Source organism: Nonomuraea sp. NPDC004186, assembly GCF_053603495.1.
The window spans coordinates 1-22,263 of sequence record NZ_JBSGFQ010000042.1 but is presented as its reverse complement, the minus strand read 5'-3'; the positions used below and the strand labels follow the sequence as shown (position 1 = coordinate 22,263).

At 69.7% G+C, this 22,263-nt stretch carries 23 protein-coding genes and 2 pseudogenes; 14 read left to right on the top strand and 11 right to left on the bottom strand.

All coding sequences use genetic code 11. The features are described 5' to 3' along the window. Window positions 1–173: 173 nt before the first annotated feature. Both ACWEPL_RS30665 and ACWEPL_RS30660 read right to left on the bottom strand, forming a co-directional pair. The gene (locus tag ACWEPL_RS30665; RefSeq protein ID WP_452438200.1) at window positions 174–989 is read right to left on the bottom strand and encodes a CPBP family glutamic-type intramembrane protease; all 816 of its coding nucleotides are present in this window, start codon (window positions 987–989) and stop codon (window positions 174–176) included. Window positions 990–1,469: 480 nt separating this feature from the next. After that, a complete protein-coding gene (locus ACWEPL_RS30660) occupies window positions 1,470–1,931 on the bottom strand; it encodes a GNAT family N-acetyltransferase (protein ID WP_452438199.1) in 462 nt (153 codons plus the stop codon). Window positions 1,932–2,449: 518 nt separating this feature from the next. On the opposite strand from ACWEPL_RS30660, the gene ACWEPL_RS30655 reads away from it, so the two are divergent. Next, a complete protein-coding gene (locus tag ACWEPL_RS30655; protein WP_452438198.1) occupies window positions 2,450–2,821 on the top strand; it encodes an ATP-binding protein in 372 nt (123 codons plus the stop codon). 185 nt (window positions 2,822–3,006) lie between these two features. After that, on the top strand, window positions 3,007–3,564 hold the full coding sequence (locus tag ACWEPL_RS30650) for a hypothetical protein (RefSeq protein WP_452438197.1): 558 nt from the start codon (window positions 3,007–3,009) through the stop codon (window positions 3,562–3,564). A 180-nt stretch (window positions 3,565–3,744) separates the two neighbouring features. Here the strand turns inward: ACWEPL_RS30650 and ACWEPL_RS30645 are convergent, their stop codons facing one another. Continuing rightward, the gene (locus tag ACWEPL_RS30645; RefSeq protein ID WP_452438196.1) at window positions 3,745–5,202 is read right to left on the bottom strand and encodes an FAD-binding protein; all 1,458 of its coding nucleotides are present in this window, start codon (window positions 5,200–5,202) and stop codon (window positions 3,745–3,747) included. 453 nt (window positions 5,203–5,655) lie between these two features. On the opposite strand from ACWEPL_RS30645, the gene ACWEPL_RS30640 reads away from it, so the two are divergent. Next, entirely contained in the window at window positions 5,656–6,600 is a 945-nt protein-coding gene (locus ACWEPL_RS30640) for a zinc-binding dehydrogenase (RefSeq protein ID WP_452438195.1), read from the top strand. A 35-nt stretch (window positions 6,601–6,635) separates the two neighbouring features. Beyond that, the gene (locus ACWEPL_RS30635) at window positions 6,636–7,478 is read left to right on the top strand and encodes an LLM class flavin-dependent oxidoreductase (protein ID WP_452438194.1); all 843 of its coding nucleotides are present in this window, start codon (window positions 6,636–6,638) and stop codon (window positions 7,476–7,478) included. A 78-nt stretch (window positions 7,479–7,556) separates the two neighbouring features. Here the strand turns inward: ACWEPL_RS30635 and ACWEPL_RS30630 are convergent, their stop codons facing one another. Together ACWEPL_RS30630 and ACWEPL_RS30625 are read right to left on the bottom strand one after the other, a co-directional pair. Further along, a complete protein-coding gene (locus ACWEPL_RS30630) occupies window positions 7,557–8,597 on the bottom strand; it encodes an amidohydrolase family protein (protein WP_452438193.1) in 1,041 nt (346 codons plus the stop codon). Window positions 8,598–8,612: 15 nt separating this feature from the next. Continuing rightward, window positions 8,613–10,598 carry a TIM-barrel domain-containing protein gene (locus ACWEPL_RS30625; RefSeq protein WP_452438192.1) on the bottom strand — a complete coding sequence of 662 codons (1,986 nt, stop codon included), beginning with the start codon at window positions 10,596–10,598 and terminating at the stop codon, window positions 8,613–8,615. Here ACWEPL_RS30625 and ACWEPL_RS30620 point away from each other — a divergent pair. From ACWEPL_RS30620 to ACWEPL_RS30590, 7 genes and pseudogenes are all read left to right on the top strand, one after another. Then, window positions 10,592–11,146, top strand: coding sequence for a hypothetical protein (locus ACWEPL_RS30620; RefSeq protein ID WP_452438191.1), 555 nt, complete (start codon window positions 10,592–10,594; stop codon window positions 11,144–11,146). The two genes, ACWEPL_RS30625 and ACWEPL_RS30620, sit on opposite strands and share 7 nt — an antisense overlap. A gap of 65 nt (window positions 11,147–11,211) precedes the next feature. After that, the gene (locus tag ACWEPL_RS30615) at window positions 11,212–12,066 is read left to right on the top strand and encodes a D-alanine--D-alanine ligase family protein (RefSeq protein ID WP_452438190.1); all 855 of its coding nucleotides are present in this window, start codon (window positions 11,212–11,214) and stop codon (window positions 12,064–12,066) included. Between the two features lie 112 nt (window positions 12,067–12,178). Next, complete coding sequence (locus ACWEPL_RS30610) at window positions 12,179–12,817, top strand: hypothetical protein (protein ID WP_452438189.1); 639 nt, start codon at window positions 12,179–12,181, stop codon at window positions 12,815–12,817. Between the two features lie 61 nt (window positions 12,818–12,878). Then, window positions 12,879–13,082 (top strand): annotated as a pseudogene (locus ACWEPL_RS30605) (DUF2278 family protein); the annotation flags it as partial. Next, a complete protein-coding gene (locus ACWEPL_RS30600) occupies window positions 13,016–13,564 on the top strand; it encodes a DUF2278 family protein (protein ID WP_452438261.1) in 549 nt (182 codons plus the stop codon). The pseudogene ACWEPL_RS30605 and the gene ACWEPL_RS30600, both read left to right, overlap by 67 nt. 183 nt (window positions 13,565–13,747) lie before the next feature. Then, window positions 13,748–14,569 (top strand): SAM-dependent methyltransferase, encoded by an 822-nt coding sequence (locus ACWEPL_RS30595; protein ID WP_363975346.1) that lies wholly within the window; start codon window positions 13,748–13,750, stop codon window positions 14,567–14,569. A gap of 383 nt (window positions 14,570–14,952) precedes the next feature. Continuing rightward, window positions 14,953–17,241 carry a polysaccharide lyase 8 family protein gene (locus ACWEPL_RS30590; RefSeq protein ID WP_452438188.1) on the top strand — a complete coding sequence of 763 codons (2,289 nt, stop codon included), beginning with the start codon at window positions 14,953–14,955 and terminating at the stop codon, window positions 17,239–17,241. Window positions 17,242–17,620: 379 nt separating this feature from the next. Here the strand turns inward: ACWEPL_RS30590 and ACWEPL_RS30585 are convergent, their stop codons facing one another. After that, complete coding sequence (locus ACWEPL_RS30585; RefSeq protein ID WP_452438187.1) at window positions 17,621–18,088, bottom strand: hypothetical protein; 468 nt, start codon at window positions 18,086–18,088, stop codon at window positions 17,621–17,623. Here ACWEPL_RS30585 and ACWEPL_RS30580 point away from each other — a divergent pair. Together ACWEPL_RS30580 and ACWEPL_RS30575 are read left to right on the top strand one after the other, a co-directional pair. Further along, window positions 17,976–18,209 (top strand): annotated as a pseudogene (locus ACWEPL_RS30580) (CopD family protein); the annotation flags it as partial. The gene ACWEPL_RS30585 and the pseudogene ACWEPL_RS30580 sit on opposite strands and share 113 nt — an antisense overlap. A gap of 148 nt (window positions 18,210–18,357) precedes the next feature. Continuing rightward, a complete protein-coding gene (locus tag ACWEPL_RS30575) occupies window positions 18,358–19,122 on the top strand; it encodes a cytochrome c oxidase assembly protein (RefSeq protein WP_452438260.1) in 765 nt (254 codons plus the stop codon). A gap of 10 nt (window positions 19,123–19,132) precedes the next feature. On the opposite strand, the gene ACWEPL_RS30570 is transcribed toward ACWEPL_RS30575, so the two are convergent. Beyond that, entirely contained in the window at window positions 19,133–19,651 is a 519-nt protein-coding gene (locus ACWEPL_RS30570) for a PadR family transcriptional regulator (protein WP_452438186.1), read from the bottom strand. A gap of 127 nt (window positions 19,652–19,778) precedes the next feature. Here ACWEPL_RS30570 and ACWEPL_RS30565 point away from each other — a divergent pair, with 127 nt between their 5' ends. Further along, window positions 19,779–20,000, top strand: coding sequence for a hypothetical protein (locus ACWEPL_RS30565; protein WP_363975334.1), 222 nt, complete (start codon window positions 19,779–19,781; stop codon window positions 19,998–20,000). Window positions 20,001–20,376: 376 nt separating this feature from the next. Here ACWEPL_RS30565 and ACWEPL_RS30560 read toward each other — a convergent pair whose 3' ends face one another. From ACWEPL_RS30560 to modA, 4 genes are all read right to left on the bottom strand, one after another. After that, the gene (locus ACWEPL_RS30560) at window positions 20,377–20,718 is read right to left on the bottom strand and encodes an aldehyde dehydrogenase family protein (protein ID WP_452438185.1); all 342 of its coding nucleotides are present in this window, start codon (window positions 20,716–20,718) and stop codon (window positions 20,377–20,379) included. Between the two features lie 316 nt (window positions 20,719–21,034). Beyond that, window positions 21,035–21,292 carry a hypothetical protein gene (locus tag ACWEPL_RS30555; protein ID WP_350735482.1) on the bottom strand — a complete coding sequence of 86 codons (258 nt, stop codon included), beginning with the start codon at window positions 21,290–21,292 and terminating at the stop codon, window positions 21,035–21,037. After that, window positions 21,289–21,546 carry a hypothetical protein gene (locus tag ACWEPL_RS30550; protein ID WP_452438184.1) on the bottom strand — a complete coding sequence of 86 codons (258 nt, stop codon included), beginning with the start codon at window positions 21,544–21,546 and terminating at the stop codon, window positions 21,289–21,291. The genes ACWEPL_RS30555 and ACWEPL_RS30550 overlap by 4 nt, the downstream gene beginning before the upstream one ends. Before the next feature lie 6 nt (window positions 21,547–21,552). Next, a partial coding sequence (gene modA / locus ACWEPL_RS30545; protein ID WP_452438183.1) for a molybdate ABC transporter substrate-binding protein occupies window positions 21,553–22,263 on the bottom strand: 711 nt, incomplete at its 5' end.

Here is a 22,263-nt window from a genome sequence, read left to right as displayed (position 1 = left end):
CTGGCGGCTACACACCCCGGCTTGTGCGAGATCGCCCCGAGTGACCTGCTCCACCAGCGCATCCAGCGCCGCGAGCAGCCCGGGGTCGGCCTGCTCGGCGGCGCTTGCGACTGCTCCGGAGCGGCGCATCCGGCCCTCGGCCGGCGGACGGCACCCCTCGTTTCGAGGCGGTCTTACATGGAGTAGGCGCCGGAGGCGAGGGCGATGACGCCGACCACGGTCATCAGCAGCGCCGAGCCGGGGTGCATGGCGATCGAGATGCGGATGTCCTGCTTCTTCCAGGCGAGCCAGACGCCCGGGTAGAGGAAGACGAGCTTCGACAGGACCGTCCAAGGGGCCCAGAAGTGGTACACCGAGAAGAAGAAGGTGTTGAAGAACGGAGCCCACTTGCCGAGCTGCGGGAGGCGGGGCAGCAGGAAGCCGCGGAAGTAGTACTCCTCGAGCAGGGGCAGGGTGAAGCCGGTGAACGGTGCGCAGATGAGCAGCGTGGTGAGCACGAGCTCCTGCGGGTAGCCCTGGAGGTAGGTGGTGCCGTCGGGGCCGGCGCCCTGGTAGTCCACCCAGGTGAAGAACCAGTCGTAGACGATGTTGTCCAGCGGGGTCAGCGAGAGCGAGACCACGGTCATCCACACGAGGCACGCGGCCCCGAGCCAGAAGACCTTGCCGCGCGAGAGCGGCTTGTCGCGGTAGTGGACGACGCCCTTCATCGTGAAGCGGCCGGTCTGCTTCTTGCCCAGCCACAGCAGGAAGAGCTGGAGCGGGAAGAGCACAACCGCGAGGGCGATGGCCCAGGCCAGGAAGATCGGGAAGTCGATCGCCCGGACCAGGGGGGCGGCGATGAACGCGTACACGGCGACGATGACCGCGCCGGGCACCAGGTGTAGTGCAATGGAGAACGGGACGGAGTGACGGTCGGCGAGGAGCTTGGCGACGAAGCCTTTCGGCTGGGCGCCTCGGGTGTCGGCCGGGGGCTGCATTGCTGTATCCATGTCGGGAAGTGTGGCCCCGCGACTTGACACGGACCTGATGTCGCTCTGATACGGCTTCGAGTCACCGTGAAAGGCGCAGGTCACGGCGGGTGCGGACCGGGCGGGAGCTCAGCAGGCGGCGGTCTGCACCTGGCCTTCCTTCGGGAGTCACCCGCCCGCGTGCTGAACAGCACGGGCTCTGGTCCCGTCTTGGCTGTGCGCCACGGCGCGAAGTAGGCCATCCTCGCCGCGCTGCACGCCAGCCGAAGTCCTCCAATGTGCGAGGTTACGGCGACGGGAAACCGAACGGCCTGATCAGCTCCATACTCACCGGCGCGACCCCCTGGCCGGCACGACTCTGATGGCCAGCGCGCCCGATCCCGCGACCGCAGCCACACGCCCTGCCCGGCACGCACCCCCCGCGGCACAGCGCGCGGAGGGACCGCTGCTGGCCGACGAGCGGCGCGGAGCAGAGGTATCGCCGTCACGCTGGAAGCGACGTCACGTCAACGTTTTGCCCATCAGCGTGCAGACTGTCTCATAGCGTCGGATCACACCGTCTGGGCCTTCGGCATCCCATGCGGCAGGCTTGCGGCCATGAGCAACGTATCCGAGTCGTTCGTACAGCGCTCTCGCACGAGGATTGCTCTCCTCAACGCTTAGCTCCGCGCGCTGCAACCCCCTGGCGATAATGCGCTGCTCGGCCGCATGAATCAGAACAGTCCCGATGCCGCAGGACTGCAGAGCGGGGAGCACAGCCAGTTGCCATAGAGTTCCTGCTCCTGGGCTTGCCTCATAGTCAACACCGCCGATCGCCACCGGCCGGTCAGATGGGGGACAAACGGCCAAGTAGTCCACGACGCCGCTCCGCGAGCGCTTGAGCTCTCGCGCGACCTGAGTCAGGTGCAGAGCCGAACCGGACCACGAACACCACTGCAGATCCTCCTGGGTCAGATCACGCACTGACAGACTTATTACGACTGCCGACATCGACAACACCTCCCTGCCGAACAGCGTAGAAGGGTTCTACAACCGTCGGCGCCTGCACTCGGCGCTCGGCACCCGGCCCCCCTGGAGGTACTCAAACGAGTCCCTCTCAGCCCAAACAGCCGCATAGGCTACGCCCGTAAGACGGCTGTCCGGAATAACCGTGGCCCCTCAACTGGTGAAGCCGCACGGTGCGTCCCCTTAACCCGGCGAAGGCTTTCGATCATGGAGCTAGCCTGGTGGGATGGAATGGGATCCGGGCGAGCTTGTCGCGAAATACGACGTACCAGGCGCACAGGTCGCCGTGCCGGCCAACGGGAAATCCAGGACGAGGCTGCGGGCGTGCTGAGTCTGCGCACCCAGGTCGAGGCCGCGACCGAGTCCCTGACCGCCCGCCACCTGCTCACCCACACCGGCGGTATCAAGGCAACCATTTCACCGACACCGGTCGCAACGATGACGCGATCGAGAAGTTCGTCGCCACCCTCGCCGAGGTGGACCAACTCCTCCCGCTCGACACCGTCTTCTCCTACTCCAACAGCGGGTACGTGGTGCTCGGCGTACGCCTGAGCAGCAAACTCGGCACCTACCTACGGCCGAGCGTCCTGGTGATCGACGAAGTGGGCTACGAGATCCTCGAACGCGGCGAGGCCAACCTGGTCTCCCAGGTGATTTCCAAGCGTTACGAGAAGGGCTCGATCATCCTGACCTCGAACAAGAGCTTCAGCGAGTGGGGCCAGGTCTTCGCCGACGAGGTGCTGGCCACCGCCATCCTCGACCGGCTCCTCCACCACTGCGATGTGATCTCCATCAACGGCCCCAGCTACCGGCTCAGGAACATCGAACAAGCCACTGAGGTCGCCTGAGCGCTTGTCTTCAAGTCTCCATAGATCCAACTGATCACGGGAACGCACCGAGCTGTCCGCGGGCCTTCAGGCGGTCGATATTGCGGTGCCTCCTCGTGCCGCGCTCACCTGACTAGCTCGCGTGGGGGAGGCGGTTCATTCTCACAGGTGATCTTTCATCCTCGGTGCCCGAAGAGACTCCAGCCATGGCGATCAAACTGCTGCACGCGGCACCAGCCACCAGCGACACCGAACAGCCCGTCCCCCGATGGGCACTCCGTGTCGCCTACGCGCTTCCCTGGCTGCTGCTCCCTTCGTGCCTGTGGAGGCTGCCGTTCGCCTTTCACTGCGACATGGGACAGCTCAACGACGCGCCTGTATCACCGTTGTGGATCACAATCCCCTATGTCTTCGGGCTCAGTGTGATCACCGAGTTGGTGGCGCTGCTCAGCATCGGTCTGGTGCGCGGTTGGGGCGAGGTGGTCCCGAACTGGGTCCCGGTCATCGGCGGCAGAGCTGTGCCGACCATGGCGGCGGTCGTCCCGGCCGTGATCGGTGGGCTCCTTCTGACCGTCATCTCGGTCTGGATGGTGCTCGCCTGGGTCGGCGTCTTTGACCGCACGGCGTATGAGAACGGCTGGTGGCAGGCTCTGGCAATGGTATGCATCACCCCGATTGCCCTGTGGGGCCCGATAGTGCTCGCCCTGGCCAACGCCTACCACCTGCGCCGTCACCCCACCCGCGGTCAGCGGATGCCTTCATGACGCCCCGAGCCTCCGTGGGGAATCGCTGGAGACAGCCGCTGCGCTGGTGCACTTGTCTCCGTACTTCGTGGAGCACTCAAAGAAGTACGCGGACACAGCGCGACCCGACCGGCCGTCCCCCTGCAACACCGCGCCCTTCGCCTGGTGGCGAAACTCGGCACGGTGATCCGGCTGCGGACTTCACGGTCCCGGAGGGAAGACGCCCTGGCCCGGAGTGAGGATTCCGTCGGGGTCGTAGCGTTCACGGGCCGCCTCGAAGTCGGCCCATGCGGGGCCGTAGTGGGTGCGCCACTCCTCAGGCGTGGTGGGTATGGAGCCGACCGGGTACTGGTAACCCCCGACGGCTCGGGCGCGCAGGTAGAGGGAACGGTTGGCCTCCACCATGTCCTGCGGGCTCTCGGCTCCGGGCGAGGCGGTTCTGAGCAGTGTGAAGAGGAAGACCGTCTCCTCGTCGGGCACGCGCAGCAAGGGCAGGTGCAGGCGGGCGCGGGGGAAGGGATAGAGCAGGACCACGCCGCTGGCGCCGACCTCGGTCTCGGTCAGGTCCTTGATGGCGGTCTCCACGAAGGCGTCGGTGCGGCTCGCGGGCAGGAACATGTTCCACCAGGGGTGCGGGCGGTACCACTCGCCTGTGGACTTCAGATAGGCGACGCCCGCGGCGAGCCGGTTGAGGAAGTCGAAGTAGGACATGTCCTGGATCTGCCGGTCACCGGGCTGGTCGCCCAGCCCGTCGAGCAGCCTGGCGTCGTCGGGCGGGGTCGTGCCGTTGAAGAAGGCGACCGCTTCAAGCTGGTAACTCCAGTCGGCGGAGCCGGTCGGCAGCCCGAGCTCTCCCTCCACGTAGGCGAAGCGGCCGTCGTTGACCACGCGCCGCTGGTCGGCGGTCAGCGCGGCGACGCTCGGGTAGGAGAGCAGGTAGTGGCGGACCGTCGCGGGGGCGGGCAGCAGGCGCACGGTGGCCTTGGTGATGATGCCGCACTGTCCTCTTCCGGCCAGCGCCGCGCGGAAGAGGTCGGGGCGCGACTGCGCGGAACACCTCCTCAGGCTGGCCTCCCCCGTGACGACCTCCAGCTCCACGACGCTGTCCGCCTGGGATCCGTGGTGGTGGGTCTGGCCGCCGAGACCGCCCACCGAGAGCGTGCCGCCGACCGAGAGCTCCAGGTAGTCGGTGAAGACCGGAGGGGTCAGGCCGTGGGCCAGGGTCGCCTGCGCCAAGCTGCTCCAGAGCGCGCCCGCCTCCACGACGGCCGTGTCCTCCCGCACCTCAACCGCGTTGAGCGGGGTCATGTCGATGATCAGACCGCCCGCGACCTGGCCCTGACCTAAGGTGGCGTGTCCCTGGCCGCGTGCGGCCACCTGCAGGCTGTGCGTCCGGCAGTACTTCATCATCGCCATGATGTCCGACACGGCGCCGGGCTCCAGCACGGCCCCGGGGGTCCGATGGATCAGGTGCCCGAAGTCGTCGGCCGCCTGGCCGCGCGAGGCGGGATCGGTCACCACCTTGCCCTTCAGCGGCGGCAGGTCGACCATCCCCTGAGACTGGGCGGCGTCGGTGACCCATGTGCGCGTTGACGGGTCGAAGCCGACCACGGCCGCCCCCGCTGTGAGGAACGCCTGTCTCCACGGATACCACGTCATACCCGATCCTTTCGCAGCGCGGTCACGTCGCGTCGATAATCGCCGACGGCACCCGGCGACGCTACCCGAACGAAACCGGATGACAGCCACAAAAGGGTTACTACGGCGCTGCGGGCCTCGTCGGGCGAGCCGTGGGGCAGCGAGCATCATCGGGGCAGGATGGACCGATGAGTTTCGCGTGCCCGGCCGGCCTACATCGCCCTCGCCCCGCGTGGTCGCATTGTCGCTGCAACATGCTGTGAGGATCAGCCCACGTGCCACACGTGAAAGAAAGATCATCTCGCTCTGACCAGCGAGAAGAGGTCGTCAACTCTTCTACCTTGTCCCCCAGTGACGCCGACCCGAGAACCGGGCCGACACGGCGGTCGAGCTGTACTGGTGATCGCGATTTGACCTCGAGTTCGGTTGAGGTTGCATGCTGAGACCGACATCAGCTGAACAGGGGAGAGTGTTGTGCGTGCGGTGTGGTTGAAGGAGTTCGGCGGGCCCGAGGTGCTCGTACCTGGAGACGCCCCCGATCCGGTCCCGGGGCCGGGGCAGGTGTTGATCGACGTCGCCTACGCCAACATCACCTTTGTGGAGACCCAGTTCCGGTCGGGTGGCCCGTCGCCGTTCAAGCCGGAGCTGCCGATGATCCCGGGCAACGGCGTCGGGGGCGTCGTCACGGCGGTCGGCGAGGGCGTCGACTCCGGCCTGGTCGGCCGTCGGGTGGTGACCTCCACGGGGGGCTCCGGCGGTTATGCCGAACGGGTCGCGGTGGATGCCTCCGGGCTCTTTACTGTCCCCGACGGCCTGGAATTGGACGACGCGGTCGCGGTCTTGGCCGACGGGCGTACCGCGACCATGATGATCCGGGCGGCCGCACCACAGCCCGGGGAACGGGTTCTGGTCGAGGCGGCGGCCGGCGGCGTGGGCTCGCTCCTCGTGCAGCTCGCCAAGTCGGCGGGCGCCACCGTCGTCGGTGCGGCCGGGGGCTCGCGCAAGACCGGTGTGGCCCGCGACCTGGGCGCCGACGAGGTGGTCGACTACACGGCTCCGGGCTGGACCGACGAGGTCGACCCTGTCGACGTCGTTTTCGACGGGGTCGGCGGCGACATCGCTCGGGCCGCCTTCGAACTGCTCGGCCAGGGCGGGCGGATGGTCAGCTTCGGGCTGGCGAGCGGAGAGTGGGCCGGCATCGAGGCGGAGGCCGCTGTCGCGCGCGGCGTCACGCTCGTCCAGGCGAAGCCCACCCCGGAGATGATGCGCGAGTACACCGAGAGCGCCCTCGCCGAGGCCGTGGGCGGACGGCTGCGGCCGCTGATCGGGCAGCGCTTCCCCCTCGACCGGGCCGCCGCCGCGCACGCCGCCATCGAGTCGCGCGCCGGCATCGGCAAGACCCTGCTCGAGGTGCGCTGATGCTCAAGGTCGGCGTGAACCTACCGTCGTTCGGCGTGGATGAGACCGCTGGGGTGCGCGAGCATGCCCGGCACGCCGAGGAGCTCGGCCTGGAGTCGATCTGGGTCGGCGACCATCTGATCCCGGTGCGGCCGTTCCTCGACAGCACCATAGTGCTGGCCACGGCCGCCGCCGTCACCGAGCGCGTCAAGATCGGCTTCGGGGTGATGGTCTTGGCGCTGCGCCCGGCCGCCTGGGCCGCCAAGCAGATCGCCAGCCTGCAGCACCTGTCCGGCGGTCGGGTGCTGCTCGGCGTCGGCTCGGGCGGCAGCGTGCACGGCGACGCAGCCTGGCGGGCCGTCGGTATCCCCTACGCCGAACGCGCGCAGCGCACCGACGCCGCCCTGGAGATCCTGCCGAGCCTGGTCGAGGGCAAGCCCACGAACGTGAACGGCGAGGTGATCACCCTCTCTCCGGGCGCGACGATGCCGCCCGTCCTCATCGGCGCCGGCCCCATGCGCCGAGCCGCCCGTTTCGCCGACGAATGGTATCCGGCGTTCTCCACGCCGGCTGAGATCGCCGAACAGACCCGCCAACTGGCCGGCCTCGCCGCCGAATACGGCCGCCCGGTGCCGCGCGTCACGATCGGCCTCAGCGTCGGTCTCGGTGACCTGCCCGCGTCGGTGATCGACGCTCAGGCCCGGTCGCTGATGGAGTACGGGATGACCGAGGAGGAGGCCCGTGGTGGCCTGGTCACCGGCCCACCCGCCGCGGCCGCCGAACGGCTGGCCGCACTCGCCGAGGTCGGCGTGCACCGCGTCATCGCGATGCCGTTCCCCGCCGACCGCCTCCGCCAGAGCGAGCTGCTGGCCGAGACCAACCGCCTCCTCAACCCCTGAAGATCTGGACCTGCCGGACTACCAGGTGAGCCCCACGCCCGCCTTCTACGCCGACCTCAAGGTCCTCCTGGGCTCGCTTCAGCCGATCCCCAGCAGCCGCCGGGCGTTGCCCGAGTAGACGCCGGCGAGGATCTCGGCCGGCAGGTCGAGAGCGGAGATGCACCAGCGCCCCTGCGGCGGGGGCTCCAGGACCGAGTAGGGGAAGTACTCGTGAGCGGTCTCCAGGAAGCGGAAGTAGATCTCGTAGGTGGCCCGGCGCTGGATGACCTGGTCGGTGCCGAACAGGATCCGGCCGGGATGGCGGAGCACGAGCGCCCGGGTACGCCGCGGCTGGCGGCCGAGCTCGCTGATCCGTGCGGCGATGTCGATGTGGAAGTTGGGATAGGAATCCAGCATCCGCGACACCCAGGCCAGGTCCTCGGCGTTGCATCCGGCGTGCAGCCCGATGAAGATCGTGCGCGGATGCGCGGCCACCAGCGCTTCCAGCGCCGCCATCAGGCGGGGGAAGCGCGGACGGCAGGGGGCGGCGAACGACCAGTCGGGGTGCGCGAGGAGTTCCTCCAGCCGCTCGTTGTGCTCGTCGACCGGCTCGAAGAAGGCCACCGGGTCGGCGACGTGGATGGCGACCGGCACGCTCAGCTCCGCCGCCTGCTCCCAGAGGGGAGCCAGCCGCCGGTCGTCGGGCAGGACCAGCGCGCCGTCGCCGTCGCGCACCGACAACCCCAGGTCCTTCCATACCTTCAGTCCCCTGGCGCCGGCCGACACCGAGCGGGCCAGGCTCGCGGCGAGCTGTTCGCCCGGCGCGGGCCCGGTCAGGGCGGTCCAGTCGACGTGACAGTACGTGGCGAAGCGCCCGGGATGGCGGCGGTCGTAACGGTCGAGGTTGGCCTCGAGCTCCGCGCCCCAGCGGCCGTCCAGGTTGACCATCGCCGAGAGGCCCACGGAGTCCATCAAGCCGATCAGCGCGGGCACGTCCGGCGCGGCCCAGCGCCCCTCCGTGAGCCAGCGCCCCAGATGCGTGTGCGCGTCCACCGCCGGCGTCGCGGCCCTGGCCGGCGGCGGAGGAAGCGGCGGCAGGCTGGAAACGGGCCGGTAGTCGGACAAGCGCAGATCCCGCATGGACTCCCCGCCCGGTCAGCCGTGTCTCCACGCTCTGCGGATCATGGCGTAGTCGTCGTCGGTGAATGCCTCGCCCGTGGTGTCCAAATGGGTGGCGTACAACAGGCTGGGCACGCCGAGCTCGGGCTGGAGGCTCATGTACTCACGGAACGCGGTCAGGGAGGGCATCGGGTGGCCGTTGGTGTCGATCAGCCACCCAGGGTCGGCCAGGCGGGCCATGGCGGCGCTGTGCCGTGCCTCGCTCACGACGGATTCCGGGAAGCGTGACCAGGGGCTGATGCGCACCATGTCCTGCACGTCGGCCAGGTAGGGGTTGGGCGAGTGTCCGCTCAGAATCGCGTCCGGCCGGATGTCCTTGGCCGTCTCGTAGAGCAGGCTCAGGTACGCACGCGCCGCCTCCAGGCCGAACAGCCGCCCCGAGCCCTCGGGGAAGGCCATGCCGTAGCTTCCGGGCGTGGCCCACATGTGGTCGATTTTGAGCCCGTCGGCGCCGAGCCCGTCAGGGCCGAGCAACGCCCGCACCTGCTGCCTGATGCGCTCGCGCACGGCCGGCAGCGTGATGTCCACGGCCAGCTTCGTTCCGGCGGGCAGGGTGTTCATCGGCAGGTTGCCCTTGGGGGTCTTCGCCCGTCGCCCGGGCCTGTTCGGCAGTCCCAGGCTCACCTCGGGCCGGTAGGTGACGCAGTCGCCCGCCGGTATGTCCTCCGTGTCCCATGGGCTCCACCAGATGAGCACGCGCTTGCCCCGCCGGTGCAGAGCCTCGATGAAGCCGGGCAGATCAGGCCAGCGGCCGACGTCCACGTCCTTGAGGCCACCGGAGAGAAACCAGCGGGCGTCCACGACCAGCGTTCCCCACGGAAGGTCGTGGGCGTCCAGCCGGTCGAGCATGTCCCGGTAGTTGGCCTGAGCGCAGAGCATGTAGGCGGCGTTGTCCGGTTGCCGCTCCGCCCCGCTGCGCACGCGGAACAGATCGGCCTGGTAGCACTGGTGCCCCCAGCCGGACACGATCGGCCTGCTCCACCACTCCGGCTGCTCCCGGACCGGGCTGGGCACCAGCCCCGAGTCGCGCAACACGTCCACGTAGGCGGCCACGGCCAGCTCGGCGGTGTCGCCGCGGACGATCACCATGTGCGGAGTCAGGTACGTGCCCGTGACCCGAAGGGCTCCCCAGCAGGTGAGGGCGAAGGAGAAGTCGGCGCCGCCGAGATATTCGAAGTCGGAGAACAAGTGCTCACCCGGGCGCACCGCCAGGCCGAACGCCAGCCATTCCCGGCTGGGGTCAGCGGCGACCGCGAAGCACAGCAGCCCGGGATTGGCGATGAGATTGCCCCCGCAGTATTCGCTGTCTCCGGCGACACTGATCTGGGCGTACTCAAATGGTTCGAATTCGCGTCGGCCGTAATAGTTCGGCTCCGGCGAAAAGACCCGTCGAAACGATATGGGCGAGCCCGTCGTATAGGCCCGCACCGGGGTCCGGCCGTAATCGATGAGATGCATCGTCCGGGTCGAGAACGGGCGGTGGTCGCGATCGGATATGACGTCGAAGTACCGGATGCGATCGATCAGTCCTTCGCCGTAGATCTCGGCGTGGAAATCCAGATGTCCGGAATGGATGTCGAGGTGATAGCGCTTACTCCAGAGCGTGCTCTTCGCAGTCCAGTCCAGCCTCTCGTGGGTGCCCTGGTCGGTGACACCGTGCCAGGACGCCGACACGTTGCGGTCGAAGGATTCCAGAGTGTCGGCGTTGACGTCCAGCCGCAGGAACTGACGGAAGCCGTCGAGTCCGATCTCCATGCCCGGCAGTTCCGGGTCGACGGTAATGCGCCAATGGGACCGCAAGAACTCAACCGGATCGCGCATATACCCACCTTGAATCGGGTGCTTGCTGCCGGGCCAGCAAAGTAAACCACAGAACGACCTACCGGAAAAGATGTTGACTTCGCGGTGGATCGGTAGTTCAACGGTGGTAGCAAACGAGCCAGACGGAGCCGCGGATGTCACTCGTTGGAAAATGGGACAGCCTTTATGCCGGGATCATCGAGCCGACGCCCTTCGGCGAAACCACTACCTACGAAATCGGCGCGCGTTTCCTGGCCGACTGCGCGGAGATCGAGGACTGGGGATGCGGCCGGGGCTGGCTGCGGACCTGCCTCGCTCCCGGGCAGCGCTACCGCGGCATCGACGGCTCGCGCACGCCCTTCGCGGACGCCATCGTCGATCTGACCACGTACAAGAGCGACGTCGAGGCGATCTTCCTGCGTCACGTCCTGGAGCACAACCGTGACTGGGAGGCGATCCTCGGCAACGCGGTCGCCTCCTTCCGCCGCAAGCTGGTCGTCGTGTTGTTCACGCCGCTGGCGCCGGAGTTCCTGGAGATCGAGGTCCCGGAGACCATCCCGGTCTACCGCCTGCCCGAGGCAGAGGTCCTGCTGGCCTTCGGCGCCGCAACGGTCCGCCGTACGGACGTGCGGACCGACACCCAGTTCGGCGCGGAGACCGTGTTCTGCATCGAGAAGCCGGAGCCCTCGGCGTGCGCGTCGGCGTCCTGACCGGCGGAAGGTCCCGCGAGCGCGCCCGGTCTCTTCTGTCCGGCAGAGCCGTACACGCCTCACTGATGCGGCAGGGCGTCGACGCCGTGATGATCGACACCGCCAGCGCCGCCTTCCTGCGACGGCTGGGCACGGTCGACGTCGCGTTCCTGGCCATCGCCGGGCAGTATGCCGAGGACGGCAAGCTGCAGGGGCTGCTGGAGCATCTCAATATGCCGTACACCGGCTCGGGAGTGCTGGCCAGTGCGCTGGCCATGCACAAGTGCGCGGCCAAGGCGATGGTCGGCGCGCACGGCGTGGGCATTCTGCCCGGCCGCCAGTTGGACGACGGCCTGTCGGCGGAGCAACTCGCCGCCGAGCTGACCTCCACCCTGGGGCTGCCGCTCATGCTCAAGCCCGTCTCCGAAGGCGGATCCATCGACATTCACCTGTCCACCACCGAGCTGGAGCTCCTGAGCGCGATCCGCGCGCTGCGCTCCGGCGGACAGCAGCTGTTCGCCGAGCGATTCTGCCCCGGCAGGTCGGTGACCGCGGCCGTCCTGGACCACGAGCCGGGCTTGTGGGTCCCGCCCCTGCTGGAAACCCGTCCCGTCAACGGCTTCTACGACTACCAGACCAAGAACGACCCCGGCAGGTTCACCAATCACTGCCCCGCCGCGCTGCCGGAAAAGGCCGAGGTGCTCATCGCCGAATGGGCGCGCGTCGCCCACCGGTCGCTGGGCTGCTGGGGCTACTCCCGCAGCGACTTCGTCGTGGGCGCCGATGGAGAGGTGTGGTGGCTGGAAACCAACACGCTCCCCGGCTTGTCGCGACCGGGGAACCTGGCCACGATGGCCGGGGCCGGTGGACTCGACTACGACGGGCTCGTCTCCTTTGTCCTGTCCACCGCGTTGCGCGCCCCGACCGGCTACCGGGCCTGAGCCCGGACGTGCGGCACAATGACCCGGTGAGCTGCCCGGCCTGGGCGAAGCGCCCGGACCACTGCAAGCCGGGCTCAATCCCTGCGCAAGGCGTCCCCCTTAGTGTCGCAGCGTGTTCAAACGACTGGTCCTCGGCGCCGCCCTCACTGCGGCTGCGACACTGACGCTCTCCTCCACCGGCCCCGCCTTCGCCGCTCCCGCCTCGGCGGGGACGCCCACGCCCGGCACGGTGGCGAACAAGCTGTTCCACGCCTGGCTGGCCGCCGACCGCGCGGCCGCGGCGAAGGCGGCCACCCCCACCGCGGTCAAGACGATCTTCACTTACGTCTACCGCGCGCCCGACCGCTTCGACGGCTGCTCCAGCAACGTGTGCCGGTTCGTGCACACAAGCGTGCGCGTGCCCGGCGGGCTTGACGGCATCGCGATGGTGCTCACCGGCTCGAAGGTCAGCAAGGTCTACCTGTCGCGGCACATCACCGAGCCGCCCACCGTGGCCAAGCACCTCTTCGCCGCCTGGAAGCGCGGCGACGAGTACAGCGGCCTCGAGGTCGCCACCTCCACCACGGTGCAGAAGCTGTTCAAGGTCAAGTACGACCCGCGCGGCGCCACCCACTTCTTCCAGGGCTGCAGCAAGGAGCCGCAGGGCTACTCGTGCGCCTACTCCTATGAGGGCGGGGCGATGCTGATGCACGTACGCGGCTCCAGGACCGCCGGCTACGAGGTTCGCTCGATCTCCTACCTGGCCGACTGAGGGGGCGCCGCGTCATCCGGACCGGCGCGGGATGTGATCGTCGTTCAGGAGGAGTGGACTTGTGCCGCTGCGGTCCTTTGGTGTGCTGGCCGGGCGCGCGGTCGACCGGCGTCGCGAAGGGGGCGCGGACACCCCGCGCTGCCAGATCCACCTCACCGACACCGCAGGGACCGATGACAGGGTGGCGGTGAACGTGCAATCGCAGCTGGCCCCCTCCGAGCTGCCGTACCTGGTGGCCGAGGACTTCCGCCACCCCGTCGTCCAGCTGCTTCCGGCCAAGGCAACAGCGGCCGGTTCCGGTCCGACGACCGGGTCTGGCAGGACGGTGGCCTGCTGCTCCACTTCCCTGGCGCATCGCGGTGCATCGCCGTCTTCCTCGCCTGCCAATCCCAGGCCTGGCACACCGACGACCGCACCGGGCACGCATCGAGACCGCGCCCGCCCGGCCCGCCGGCGGCGGCGAACCGGCGCGGATTGTGGCCGCGCTGGTCAACCCTGACGGACCGGCGCCCGAGCGCGAGACCGTCACACCGATCAACACCCCGCCCGATCCGATCGACTTGCAGGGCCGGCACCTGGCAGACCGGCCGGGCCGCTCGCGGCCGGGGCCACCCTGGTGGTGCCGGTCAGCGAAGCGCTGCAGCCGGGCAACAACGGCGGCGCGATCACCCTAGGGCAGGAACACGCCGGGCGTGCCACGGACCCGTGTGGAGATGCGAAGCCCATCCCGGGTCGCCTCTCGATTGACTGCCGCGTGGAGTCGCTCTCTGTCACCAGGTAACCGCCGATCAGCCGTACCGGCTGCAGACTTTACTCATCGGGCGGCGTTTCATGCGGGAACACTGCGTCACGTTCCGCTACCCTCCCCACCGCAACCTGCCACCGCGGACCTACACAGGAGGACACCCGACGATGCCGATTGACCCGTTGATGTCAGAACGGTTCCCACGGACCTCCCGCTACAACCCGGACTGGATCCGCTCCAGCGTCAGCGGCGGGGCCAACTCGCTGTGGCTGGCCGAGTGGCTCACCGAGGCGATGTCGTTGGGGCCCGGCATGCGGGTGCTGGATCTGGGTTGCGGCCGGGGCGCCTCGTCGATCTTCCTGTACCGCGAGTACGACGTCCAGGTATGGGCCACCGACCTGTGGTTCAGCCCCGACGAACGCATGCAACGCATCTACGACGCCGGCGCCGAGCACGCGGCGTTCCCCATCCACGCCGACGCCCGAGCCCTGCCGTTCGCCGCGGGCTTCTTCGATGCCGTCGTCAGCATCGACTCGTTCGTCTACTACGGCACCGACGATCTGTACCTGAACTATCTGGCCAGGTTCGTCCGGCCGGGCGGGCAGATCGGCATCGCCGGTGCCGGACTGGTCCAGGAGATCGACGGACCGACGCCCGAGCACCTGGCGGCGTGGTGGGAGCCGAGCATGGCCAACCTGCACTCGGCCGAGTGGTGGCGCCGCCACTGGGATCGCAGCGGTGTCGCCCAGGTGGACGTGGCCGACACGATGGCCGACGGGTGGAAGTACTGGCTGGAATGGCAGCGGGCGATCGCACCGGACAACCAGGTGGAAATCGACGCCCTCACCGCCGATGGCGGACGCCACCTCGGCTATGTGCGCGCGGTCGCCCGTCGCCGGCCGGACGTCGCACTCGACGAGCCCATCTCCTCGGTCCCCGTCACGTATGTCAAGCGGCCCCTGTACCGCCCCCGGACGAGGACCAATAGGCTCGACGCCGGCATTTGATGGATGCCTCGCCCGCCCGACCGACCGGACTTCAGGGCGGGCGAGGTCTCGGTTGACACCCCGCCGTTTCAGCAGGTTGCGAGGCCGACCCGAGTGTCGTTGCCGCGGTCTCCCCTCGCCGGAAACCGTATCCGTCGCAGACTCGCCGTCCTCGGGCTGGTTCTGCACCGAACGCATCGTGTTCGCGTAGCTCTCTGCGTCGACGTCGCCCTTGACGGCGTGCGCGAGGAGCGTGATGTGCTCCATCACAGAACGCTCGCCCTCATCGACCAGGGGCGCCGCCGGCTTCGGCGCGCAGGGGGTGGTTTCCGAACGAATGATCCACCCTCCTGGGGACATATGATCGTTTCAGCAGGTATTTGCCCGATTGTCGGAAGGCCTCCATGACCCACCCCCTCAGTCGGCGGTCCGCCCTTCTGGGCGCCGCGGCCTTAACCGGCCTCTCCCTGTGGGAGCGACCGGCCGAGGCGGTCGGCGCCGCCGCGTTCGACGCCGCGCGCGAGCGGTGGGTGAGCCTGCTGGCCGGCGGGTCGTACGACGCCGCGTACGCCGACAAGACGCAGGCGGTCGAAGGCTCGGCCAACGCGGTGCTGCGCAAGCTGAAACTCACCCCCGGCGCCCCGAGCCTGTGGCCCGACCTGCCGCTCGGAGACCCCCGGACGGGCAACTTCAACCGCGCCTACAACCGCATGCGCACGCTGGCGCTGGGCTGGGCCACGCCGGGCACCGCCCTGCACCGGAACGCGCAGGTCGCCGAGACCGCGATCAGCGCGCTGGACTTCCTGTACGAGCACGCCTACCGCGAAGGGCTCGACCGGCGGGGCAGCAACTGGTACTGGTGGGAGATCGGCGTCCCCCGCGCGCTGACCGACACCTGCGCCCTGATGTACGACGGCCTGCCCAAGGACCGCATCGAGCGCTGGCTGCGTCCGTTACGCCGCTGGTGCCCCGACCCGGAACGCCGCGTCAGCCACCCCGGCGTCGTCGAGACCGGCGCCAACCGGGCGGGCAAGGCCATGGCGGTGGCGATGCGCGGCTTGCTCACCCACGACGCACGCCTGGTCAAGCGGGCCAGGGACGCCGTCTCCGATCTGCTGCGGCGGACCAAGGGCCCCGGCGACGGCTTCTACCGTGACGGGTCGTTCATCCAGCACGACGTGTTCCCCTACACCGGCAGCTACGGCGTGGACTATCTGGACAGCGTGGCCAAGCTGATCGCCATGCTCGCGAAGTCACCGTGGGAGATCGGCGGAATCGGGAACGTCTACGACATCGTGGACCGCTCGTTCACGCCGTTCATCTTCGACGGGCTGATGATGGACTGCGTACGCGGCCGGCAGATCTCGGTGCAGGGCCACCGCGACTACCACTCGGGGCAGAAGGCGGTCGAGGCCATCCTCACCTTGCTGGAGGCGGCGCCCGAACGCTATGCCCAGCGCTGGCGGCCGCTGGTGAAGGGCTGGCTCACCCGCAACCAGGCCATCCCGTACGACACGCTCGCGCCGCTGCCGAGCATCGCGGGGGCCAAGGCCCTGCTGGCGGACCCGTCGGTGCCGGTCGGTCCGCGTCCGACGGGCACGTACGTCTTCGCGGACATGGACCGGGTCGTGCACCACCGTCCCACCTGGGCCTACGCGATCGCGATGAGCTCGGAGCGCATCGGCGCGGCCGAGGCCATGAACCTGGAGAACCTGCACGGCTGGTACACCGGCGACGGCATGACCTACCTCTACACCGGCGACCTCACCCACTGGAACGACGACCTGTGGCCCACGATCGACCCGTACCGGCTGCCGGGCACGACGGTCGACACCCGCAGACGCGCCGAGCTCCGGCACGGCAAGCGTCGCCTGCCGCCCACCCCGTGGGCGGGCGGCGTGGCGCTCGACGGCGAGTACGGCGTGGCGGCCATGAGGCTGATCGCCGACGGCTCCTCGCTGCGGGCCAGGAAGGCGTGGTTCCTCCTCGATGACGCGGTGATCGCCCTCGGCTCCGGCATCACCGCCTCCGACGGCCGCCGCATCGAGACCGTCGTGGAGAACCGCAACACCCACGACAGTCATCCGCCGCTGACCCAGGACGACGGCTGGGTCCACCTGTGCGGGGTGGCCGGTTATGTGCTGCTCGACGGCGTCAAGGCGAAGGTGATCCGCGGGAAGCGTACCGGCCGCTGGCGGGACATCGACAAGGGCGCCACCACCGGAGGCGACGACACCCCTGTCACCAGGCACTACACGACGATCCTCGTCGACCACGGCGTCAATCCGCGCAGGGCGCGCTACGCCTATGCCGTGCTCCCCGACGCCTCCGTCGCCCAGACCGCGGCGTACGGCGGGCGGGTCGAGATCCTCGCGAACTCCCGCACGGTGCAGGCCATTTCCCGCGACGGCGTGCTCGCCGCCGTCTTCTGGCGCGCGGGGACCGTCGAGACCGCGGACGGCCCGCTCGCCGCCGACGGCCCCTGCACGCTGCTGATCCGCCGCGACCAGAAGCGGGTACGGCTGGCGGTCTCGGACCCGTCCAGGACCGCCGACGAGGTGAAGATCACGCTGCCCTGGCCGGTGAAATCGGTCAAGGAGAGCGACCGCAGCGTGCGCAAGTCCAAGAAATCGGTCAAGGTGGAGGTCGGCGGCAGCCGCGGGCACGCCCACACCGCTGTGGTGCGCGTCTGAAACCTCCGGGGCGAGCCCATGGGCTGATCACCGCCGGTGTGGCACGATGCGAATGGGCACACTGACCGGGCGGAGCCGCCATGAAGGCCCCGGAACGGATCTACGCCGGTGCGGCGGTGGCCGCCGGCGTGGTCGTGCTGGTCGTCGTGCTCCGGTTCGGCGGCGCGATCCAGCCGGAGCTCCCGGGGCTGCCCACCGCCGGGCCGGTCACCGTGTGGGGGCTGCCGCTGGTCCGGTTCTGCTACGACTTGTGCGCGCTCGCCTGTGTCGGAACGCTCACGGCGGCCGCCCTCGCCCCGACCGGTACGAAAGAGTCCGAGGCGTGCCTGCGCGCGGCCGGCTGGTGGGCGCTCGGCTGGACCTTCGCCGCGCTGCTGAGCTACGTGCTGACCCTGTCCAACCTCATCCCCCTGCCCGTCGCGGACCTGCTCGGGGCCCCTGACCTGCTGCGGTTCGGCACGGCGCTGCCGCAGACGCAGGCCCTGCTGTGGGTCCCGGCCGTGGCGGCGCTGGCGGCCGTCTCCTCGCGGCTGCGGACGCTGCCCGCCTGGGTACGCCCGATGATCGCCGCCGTCGGGCTGTTGCCGCCCGCGTACGTGGGGCATGCCGCCTCCGCCGGTGACCACGACATCGCCGTGTCCGCGTTGATGTCGCACCTGGTCTCGGTCTCCATCTGGGTCGGCGGCCTGGCCGCGGTGCTCGTCCACTTCCGCCGCTCCGAACACCTTCCGACGGTGTTGCCCCGCTTCAGCACGCTCGCCCTCTGCTGCTTCGCCGCCGTCGCCGTCTCCGGCGTTGCCGGCGCCTGGGTGCGGCTCGGCAGCCCGTCCGACCTCTGGCAGAGCACCTACGGGCAGCTCCTGGTGGCCAAGACCGTGGCGCTCGTGACGCTGGGCCTGTTCGGCTGGACGCATCGCCGCCGCACCGTCGCGGGCGTCGCCGACCGGACCGTACGCCACACCTTCGTGCGGCTGGCGACCGGCGAGCTGACCGTGATGGCGGCGGTCATCGGGCTGGCCGTCGGCCTGTCCCGCACCCCGCCACCGCCAGGCAGCGGCGGCGGCCACGACCACCTCGTCCTGGAGTACCCGCTCGCCCCCTTCAACCCCAAGCGCACTGATCACCGAGGTCCGCCTGGACCCGACCGTCCTGCTGCTCCTGGCGCTGCCCGCCGTCGCCTACCTGGTCGGCGTGCGCCGGGCCGCGTCGTGGCCGGTCGGACGTACGGTCGCCTGGTGCGCGGGGGTGGCACTCATGGCGCTGGTGCTGCTCGGCGGCGTGGGCGGGTACGCGCGGGCGATGCTGTCGGCGCAGGTCCTGCAGCACGTCGTGCTCACCGCCGTCGCCCCGCTCCTGCTCTGCCTGGGCGCGCCGCTCACCCTGGCCGCGTCCTTACGCGAGGACCTCGAACTCCCCGCCCGCCGCCTGACCCACCCTGCCTTCCTCCTCGCCGTCTACCCGGTCGCTTTCCTGCTGCTGTACGCCACGCCGTGGCTCCCATGGTCCCTGTCCGGCTACGCCCAGCACCTGCTCACCCAGGTCCTGTTCGTCGGCCTCGGCCTGCTGACCTTCTGGGTGCCGGCGGGCGTCGACCCGCTCCCCCGCCCGATTCCCTGGGCCGTCCGCGCCCGGCTGCTGGCCGCCGTCGCCTTGACTCATCTGGCTCTGGGCGCGTTCCTGCTGCTCGGGCCGCCGGTCGCGACCGACTGGTTCTCCCTCGCGGCCCCGCCCGGCGTCCCGGACCTCCTCGCCGACCAGCGGCTCGCCGGAGCCGTGGCCATGCTCCTTCCGCTGCCCGTGTTCGCTCTCCTGGCCGTACGCATGGCCTGGCTCAGGCAGGCGGCGCTCGCCCGCGTACGGACGAGCCCGCCCTTGAAGTGACCGCGCTCTGTCAGTGCCGGGCCGTGTGCATCAGGCGCAGCGCCGCCTCGGCCGTTTCATACCGCCAGGCGGCCACGACGTGGTCGAACCCATGCGCCTGGTCCCGCTGCCTGCGCAGGCTGCGGATGATCGGCTCGATGCGCTCCGCCTGCGCGTCCAGCAGCGGGCGCGGGTCCGCGCCGGATCGCTGGAGCAGGGCGAACTTGATCAGGAACTCGGTACGGATGTCGCGGATGTGCTCGACCGGGCATATCAGCCAGCCGTTCACGGCCGAGGTCCCGGCCGACGTGGCGGTGAATACCGTACGCTGTGGACCGCCCTGCCCCCGCTCCTTGCCGCACGGCTCGATGAGAGACAGGTCGGCGAGCCGATCGAGCGCACGGTAGACCCGAGGCCGCGGCACCTGCCAGATCGCGCCGACGGCACCGGTGGGAGCGGTGAGCCTCGCGACGGCGAAGCCGTACGTGGGCCCCTCCGCCACGAGCGCGAGCACGATCCACTCGGTGAGCGACAGCGCGCGAGGATTCACACGCTCAAGGGTAGGGCCAGTCGCGGGCGTCAGAGGGCCGCCAAGTAGTCTCGCATTGACTAGCCACGGCTGCGGAGGACTGCTCTGTGAGGGAGAACGAGGCCGGCACCTTAGGGCGCCGCCAGGGATGAGACCCGTCCCGAACGCCATCTGCGTCGGCGGCCCGCACGACGGCATGCTGACCCGCATCGACCAGGACGTCGGCGTCGTGGAGGTCTTCGCGTTCGAGGCTGACGGCTCGACGCGCGGCGCCCCCTATCGGGTCACGGCGGGTCGTGTCCACCATCCTTCGTGTGCCGCCCCGTTCGTCGTGCTCAGCTGGGTCGAGCCCGCCCACGGCCAGCTCTGAGGTCGCGGCGCGCCGCCGCCGCTGGCATGCCATGACTTCTGCCTTCCACGAGCCCCGCAGCCTGGTCCTCCTGGGATCGACGGGATCCATCGGCACCCAGGCGATCGAGTCCTGGCCGGCGACCTGCCGTTCCTCGAGATCATCGACACGGTGGAGCGCGTGATGGACGAGCACGACCAGATCGCCGGCGAGGCGACGACGGTCGAAGCGGTCCTGGCCGCCGAGACCTGGGCCCGCCAACGGGCCAGGGAACTGACCGGCCGGTCATGAGAAGGGGTGGGCGCGGCCGGCGGCGTGCAGGTTCCCGCCTGGCAGCGCGCCGCCCGCGCCCACCCCTCGTTTCCCGGGTCCGCCAATCCCGAGCCCGGGAGGTCCTCTACAGCTGGGTGCACACCGCCTTCACCCCGGTGTACGCCTCCAGCACTTCGTGACCCATCTCCCGGCCCCAGCCGGACTGCTTGTAGCCGCCGAACGGCAGGGCCGCGTCGAAGACGTTGTAGCAGTTGATCCAGACGGTGCCCGCCCGGAGCTTGCTCGCCAGGGCGTGCGCCTTGGAGATGTCGCGGGTCCAGATGCCCGCGCCGAGACCGTAATGATCAACGTGGCCCGCACGGCGCGTTCGACGTCCTCGGCGTCGGCCTCGGCCACCTGGGCGAGCGGCCGGCCGGTGGCGGGGTTGGGGGTGGCGAAGGTCCTGCCGGAGGCGGCGTCCACCCACCGGCCGTCGATGAAGAGCTGCCGAGGCGTCGCCACGAAGTCTTCGACGCTCTTGTCCAAGGTCACCGTCATCAGCGTCGGCTTCCTGTCGATGAACGTGCGCTCGCCCGGGGCCTGGCTTGGCCGACCGAGCCGGCGCTTGGTAGTCCCCATGAGACTACTGACGGCGTAAGAAGGCAAGAGGCGTGGGCACTCACAAGCGGCGTCGGTAGCCGTCTTTCCATCTCATCCGCCATGAGCAGGCTGATTCCACCTCGCAGATGAGTACTGCGTTTCCGGGCCGCGGCGCCACAAGCCCGGTGTGCGCCGACGACCGGCTATGAGTCCAGGCCGCACGAGCATGGCGGGTCTGCCCAGTGCAGGGCGATGTACGGCTCGGCCTGGCCGAAGTAGCGCACCCGTTCGCGGGTGATGCGGTAGCGGGCGCACGTCTCGGGCTCGTCCGGTGAGAGGCGCGGCACGGGGACGGTCAGGATGCCGATGTCCTGGTCGACGTGGGTGAGCAGACCGTGGCAGGGTCCGCCGAGGCAGATGGCGTTGCAGTCGTGGCGGCCGTCGGGCGGGAGCTCGTTCATGCGGGGTGGGCGTGGGTCTCGGCGGCCTTGACCGAGGCCCGGATCTGCCGGCCGGGGGTCCGGCCGAGGTCGGCGACGGCGGGCGGGAAGGCGACGGACGCGGGCCCGTCGAGCCGTTCGGAGGTGAGCCCGGCGAGCCCACCACGCGGACCCGCCGGACGCCCGGGGAGACCGGCACGCGGAGCGGCCGGACGCCCGGCGGGCCCGCCACGCGGGCCCGCCGAATCGTGCTGCTCCGGTGCCAAAGAGCTCATCCCGGATCAGGGGGCCTCGAAGCCGGCCTTGGTCAGCACGTCCTTGCCCTGCTGCGACACCACCAGGTCCACGAACTGCTTGGCCAGGTCACCCGCGGGAGCCTTGGCCAGGGTGGCGATCGGATAGTCGTTGATCGCCTTGTCGGCCTCGGGGAAGGCGATGCCCTGGACCTTGCCCGCCGACGCGATCACGTCGGTCTTGTAGACCAGCGCCGCGTCCACCTCGCCCAGCTCGACCTTGGTCAGCGTGGCCTTGACGTCCTGCTCCAGCGTCACCGGCTTGACCTTGAGCCCGGCCGCGTCCAGCGCCTTGATCGCCGCCGCCCCGCACGGCACCTGCTCGGCGCACAAGGCCACCTTCACCTTGCTGTCGGCCAGATCCTTCAGCTCGTCCACCTTGGCCGGATTGTCCTTCGGCACGGCGATCTCCAGCTTGTTGCGCACGAACGTGGTCGGCGAGCTCGCCAGCGACGCGTCGGTCACCGTCTTCATCGTGGCCGGGCTCGCCGCGGCGAACACGTCCGCCGGAGCCCCTTGGGTGATCTGCTGGGCCAGCGTCGCGCTGGAGCCGAAGTTGAACTTCACCGTCGTACCCGGGTGCGCGGCCTCGAAGGTCTTGCCGAGCTCGGTGAACGTCCCGGTCAGCGACGCCGCCGCGAACACCGTCACCTCCTTGGCCCCGCCACCGGCGGCCCGGGGCGACGAGGCCCCGGCCGG

Excerpts from the sequence above, each read along its gene's own strand:
- ACWEPL_RS30555 (WP_350735482.1), bottom strand. The coding sequence starts at position 21,292 with ATGAACGAGCTCCCGCCCGACGGCCGCCACGACTGCAACGCCATCTGC.
- ACWEPL_RS30645 (WP_452438196.1), bottom strand. The coding sequence starts at position 5,202 with ATGACGTGGTATCCGTGGAGACAGGCGTTCCTCACAGCGGGGGCGGCC.
- ACWEPL_RS30665 (WP_452438200.1), bottom strand. The coding sequence starts at position 989 with ATGGATACAGCAATGCAGCCCCCGGCCGACACCCGAGGCGCCCAGCCG.
- ACWEPL_RS30550 (WP_452438184.1), bottom strand. The coding sequence starts at position 21,546 with ATGAGCTCTTTGGCACCGGAGCAGCACGATTCGGCGGGCCCGCGTGGC.
- ACWEPL_RS30620 (WP_452438191.1), top strand. The coding sequence starts at position 10,592 with ATGTCACTCGTTGGAAAATGGGACAGCCTTTATGCCGGGATCATCGAG.
- ACWEPL_RS30650 (WP_452438197.1), top strand. The coding sequence starts at position 3,007 with ATGGCGATCAAACTGCTGCACGCGGCACCAGCCACCAGCGACACCGAA.
- ACWEPL_RS30630 (WP_452438193.1), bottom strand. The coding sequence starts at position 8,597 with ATGCGGGATCTGCGCTTGTCCGACTACCGGCCCGTTTCCAGCCTGCCG.
- ACWEPL_RS30565 (WP_363975334.1), top strand. The coding sequence starts at position 19,779 with ATGAGACCCGTCCCGAACGCCATCTGCGTCGGCGGCCCGCACGACGGC.
- ACWEPL_RS30590 (WP_452438188.1), top strand. The coding sequence starts at position 14,953 with ATGACCCACCCCCTCAGTCGGCGGTCCGCCCTTCTGGGCGCCGCGGCC.
- ACWEPL_RS30615 (WP_452438190.1), top strand. The coding sequence starts at position 11,212 with ATGCGGCAGGGCGTCGACGCCGTGATGATCGACACCGCCAGCGCCGCC.
- ACWEPL_RS30595 (WP_363975346.1), top strand. The coding sequence starts at position 13,748 with ATGTCAGAACGGTTCCCACGGACCTCCCGCTACAACCCGGACTGGATC.